The sequence below is a fragment of the Polynucleobacter sp. MG-28-Ekke-A2 genome, assembly GCF_035012985.1.
Classification (GTDB): domain Bacteria; phylum Pseudomonadota; class Gammaproteobacteria; order Burkholderiales; family Burkholderiaceae; genus Polynucleobacter.
Genome location: NZ_JAYGQU010000040.1, coordinates 1 through 3524, shown reverse-complemented (window position 1 = coordinate 3524; position 3524 = coordinate 1). Strand labels below are relative to the sequence as shown.

The 3524-nt window shown below is 40.9% G+C and carries 5 protein-coding genes and 1 pseudogene; 4 read left to right on the top strand and 2 right to left on the bottom strand.

Annotation, left to right across the window (positions count from 1 at the left end; translation table 11 throughout):
* Positions 1-636 precede the first annotated feature (636 nt).
* Positions 637-1086: a hypothetical protein gene (locus tag VC188_RS11780; protein WP_323484089.1), complete on the bottom strand. Its 450-nt coding sequence runs from the start codon at positions 1084-1086 to the stop codon at positions 637-639.
* A 371-nt stretch (positions 1087-1457) separates the two neighbouring features.
* Between VC188_RS11780 and VC188_RS11775 the strand changes: the two genes are divergently transcribed.
* From VC188_RS11775 to VC188_RS11760, 4 genes are all read left to right on the top strand, one after another.
* Positions 1458-1904 (top strand): DUF6641 family protein, encoded by a 447-nt coding sequence (locus tag VC188_RS11775; protein WP_216121074.1) that lies wholly within the window; start codon positions 1458-1460, stop codon positions 1902-1904.
* Positions 1905-2021: 117 nt separating this feature from the next.
* The gene (locus tag VC188_RS11770; RefSeq protein WP_323484088.1) at positions 2022-2246 is read left to right on the top strand and encodes a DUF433 domain-containing protein; all 225 of its coding nucleotides are present in this window, start codon (positions 2022-2024) and stop codon (positions 2244-2246) included.
* Positions 2243-2593, top strand: a complete 351-nt coding sequence (locus VC188_RS11765) for a DUF5615 family PIN-like protein (RefSeq protein ID WP_215317028.1) — start codon at positions 2243-2245, stop codon at positions 2591-2593. The genes VC188_RS11770 and VC188_RS11765 overlap by 4 nt, the downstream gene beginning before the upstream one ends.
* Before the next feature lie 87 nt (positions 2594-2680).
* Positions 2681-3025, top strand: a complete 345-nt coding sequence (locus VC188_RS11760) for a hypothetical protein (RefSeq protein ID WP_323484087.1) — start codon at positions 2681-2683, stop codon at positions 3023-3025.
* Positions 3026-3102: 77 nt separating this feature from the next.
* Here VC188_RS11760 and VC188_RS11755 read toward each other — a convergent pair.
* A pseudogene (locus VC188_RS11755) lies at positions 3103-3399 on the bottom strand (transposase); the annotation flags it as partial.
* Positions 3400-3524 lie beyond the last annotated feature (125 nt).

Below are 3524 nucleotides of genomic sequence, written 5' to 3'. Positions count from 1 at the left end.
TAGGTTACAGACCACCAGCACCCCAAACCCAAGTACCCCAAATAATACAAAATCAACCCATGTTGCTGCAATGATTTACTATAGAAAAACTCTCTTTGGTAGTGGACCTAAATTGACAGCAGTTCACGCCCATCTTAAGCGATGCAATTTCTGCGACGCGAAGTCCCGACCAAAAACTGGTGAGAATTATTGCTCTGTCACGCTGCGGATATTTCTTAGTGGAGACATAACGCAGTATTTGATCGAGCTCTGCTTGGGTAAGGGTTTTTGCTTGTGCCATTTATGGGTTTTCCTTTGATAAATAAAATTACATATAGAGTGTGTTTTCTTATTTCCAAAAGGACAACCGAGGCTCAAGTTCGGGTTGCAGTCAAAAGATCTTCCAAGAATCAATGACTTAGTAAAACAAAAATAATTCGATTAAGAAAATGTATATTTTCTTAATCGTTTTTATTGACGAATCAATGCTTGTATTTAGTGCGGATCGTGGCGAAAATCCCACGAATTACGGCTAGTAGCTCAAATTAGCCCTATGCGCTGTTTTTAGTAATGCCAGCTACTCAGTATTGCGAAGCTGATAGATCTTTGCGTATAGGGCTGATTTGAGGTGAATCTTGTATGGATTTATGGCGTGATTTAGTTCAAATCCACATTGGTTGCTATAAACACTGGCTTATTGGCGCCGGTGCTTTTACAAAGATGTACATCTAGCGTCCAGGAATCCTTGGTGTTGTTTGCTAGATCTTCAATCTCTACATGCAGCTCCTTGGTTTCTGGGGAGTAGATGCTAAATCCACCAACACCTAGCTTTGTCTTAGTGAGTGGATCGTAATGTTGGATCCAAGACATTAAAACTCCAGCTTGCCCTGCAATGCCAGCATCACTGAGTTTTCGAACAACGGCCATCTGCTCATCTGTTTTGGCAGTATTCTCCCAATTGCTATATTCAAAGTAATCCACTAAGTATTTTTGATTTGGGCTACCTAGCTCTACTGAGCCATTAAACATCGCTCTTCTAAATAAGCCTTTACCGAAGGTGGTATTAAATTTCTCGTTTATAAATCCTCTAACTGCAATTTCTCTCATATCGTTCTCCTTTTTTCAAATTGATTGAGTTCTCGTTGCGAGCTGTTGCTTTCGTAGCTTGGTTGCTAGAGGAGTAGATCCAAAAAGATGTTGCTTTGAGTTCAGTTGCAGATCTCAAAGAGATAGTCACTCAGTCGTGTTGCTAGTCAGAGCTACTCATTTGCCACTCGAGTAACTAGTAACTCACTACCAGTAACTTCTTTATCTATTTGCGACCGCACTTTGAAACACAGCAACTCGCAAAAGTATTTAGCTCTTGTTAAGAAAACCCATTAATTTCTGGCTCAAAATTAGTCAAAATAAAAAAGAGGTTGTCCAATTCATTATTCTGAAAATAAATTGAAATGGCTCTTTCATTTATAGGAGGGAATATGAGCGCATTGACCGCATTAAAACTAGTGGCTCTCAAGAAGCCGGTTCATCAACCAGCGATTGTGATTCGCAGGAATAAACTTTCAAGTCGATTATGGGAGCAGATCCAGTTGGCTAAAGGGCAGATGTCGGGAACCCCTTTTGTACTAATGAAGTTTCGCAGCATTAAAGATAAGGAGACAGGGATTCGTAAGCAAGTAGAAGTTCCAAAACGTATTAAGCCGTGGTGGTTTCAGACTGAAGAAGGAAAAGTCTGCGTTTCCATTCGATATGGAGCTTGCACAATTGAATTGGCCAAAGGCAAGCCCAGTATTCAAGTAGATAGTGCTGAGGACTTAATTAAGGCACTAGAAACAGTTAAGGTTGCTGTGGAAGCAGGGGATTTAGATCCCCAGATTGAGTTAGCGAGCTCTAGTCTTGGCAGTGGCTTTAAGAGGCAGCTATAAGGGGTCTTTAGAGCAATAGCAGTATTGCTCTAAAGAAAAGATGCTAATTTTTGGTCTAGCAGTATAAAATCTACCCATGCTTTAACAAGCCAAATTATGATGCGAAAGGAGATTCAAATGGCTAATTTAATCACTGTTGATCCGGCTATTTGCCATGGCAAGCCCTGTATTCGCGGCTTGCGTTACCCCGTAGAAAATGTTTTAGAGTGGCTGGCTAGCGGCATGAGTACCGAAGAGATTTTGGCTGACTATCCAGACCTTAACAAAGAAGATATTTTGGCGTCTCTTGCCTATGCTGCAAGATTAAGTCATGTTAAACGATTTGAGCGTTTGGTGGCATGAAGTTTTTAGTAGACGCCCAACTGCCAAAGCGATTTGTTGGTTGGTTGGAGGCTCAAGGACATGATGCTATTCATACCTCTGATCTACCTCTCAAAAATGCAACTCCAGATAAAGATGTCATTGCTTGCGCTATTAAAGAAGCTCGAGTTGTAGTCACCAAAGACGATGACTTTGTACAGGCTTTTTTGTTAAACGGTGAACCTGCTTTACTGTTAATTTCTACTGGCAATATATCCAATCGCAATTTAGAGAATCTGTTGCAAGCGAACTTATCTGCTGTTGCGAAAGCATTTGAGGACCATCGTTTTATAGAGATTACTAGTGATGGTTTGATTACGCATGAGTAGCTCAATTACTGATACCCATTTCACTCTAAAGGCGCATTAGGCGCCTTTAGTTTTAGTCAGTCAAAATAAGACTGGCTAAATACTTGCATGAATAAATATCAAGCCTATGTCAGGATCAAGGGTCAGTTAGTAAATACGGCTGTTTTTGCCACAAATCCAATTCACGCTAGATTAATTTTGCAATATCAATTTGGGATGAATAGTCTAGCTAGTACCCCATCAATTGTTACCCATGAGAGCAGGGGGTATCAAATGATTGATGAGGTTATCTCTGCTATTAAAGCTAAGCCCCTACAAACACCCGAGCAGGCTAGGGTGGCTAGCTTACAAAATCAGAAGGACGCTGCTAGTAAGGCATTAAAGGCAGAGCGTAATCGACAAAAGATTAAACGAGCTCAACAGCAGATTTCATTAGCTAACTCAAATATATAGCTGCGCAGTTTTTAACTCCATCCAAGATCTCGACCCCCACCAGTTTTAATCTAACTCCCATGGTAATCCCCCCATTTTTAACTTAAGCTAAAAGTAGAAGCTGGTACTGCAAGTGCTAGTTTTTGCTTTGGTGTAATTCCACCTAAGCCCATGTTCGGTCTTTCATGATTGTATGTCCACATCCAATCGGTAGCAAAGTCTTGAACTTCATCAATTGACTCAAAGAGGTATTGATTAAGCCAATCGTAACGCACGGTGCGGTTGTATCTTTCAATGTATGCATTTTGTTGTGGCTTACCTGGTTGGATATAAGTTATCTCTATTTGATGTTTCGCAGCCCATTGCACAAGCACGCTACTGATGAGTTCCGGCCCATAGTACATGCAGAATGGTAGTCAGCCGCAGCAATTTAAGCCATGCTGGTGATTGCGAGATCATCAATAAGGAGTATTGCTATGGCTGACCACTTAAACAATAAACCCTATGGGGCATGGATTGC

Bases quoted from the DNA above. Each gene is read 5' to 3' on its own strand.
- VC188_RS11760 (WP_323484087.1), top strand. From the start codon at position 2,681: ATGAATAAATATCAAGCCTATGTCAGGATCAAGGGTCAGTTAGTAAAT.
- VC188_RS11765 (WP_215317028.1), top strand. From the start codon at position 2,243: ATGAAGTTTTTAGTAGACGCCCAACTGCCAAAGCGATTTGTTGGTTGG.
- VC188_RS11770 (WP_323484088.1), top strand. From the start codon at position 2,022: ATGGCTAATTTAATCACTGTTGATCCGGCTATTTGCCATGGCAAGCCC.
- VC188_RS11780 (WP_323484089.1), bottom strand. From the start codon at position 1,086: ATGAGAGAAATTGCAGTTAGAGGATTTATAAACGAGAAATTTAATACC.
- VC188_RS11775 (WP_216121074.1), top strand. From the start codon at position 1,458: ATGAGCGCATTGACCGCATTAAAACTAGTGGCTCTCAAGAAGCCGGTT.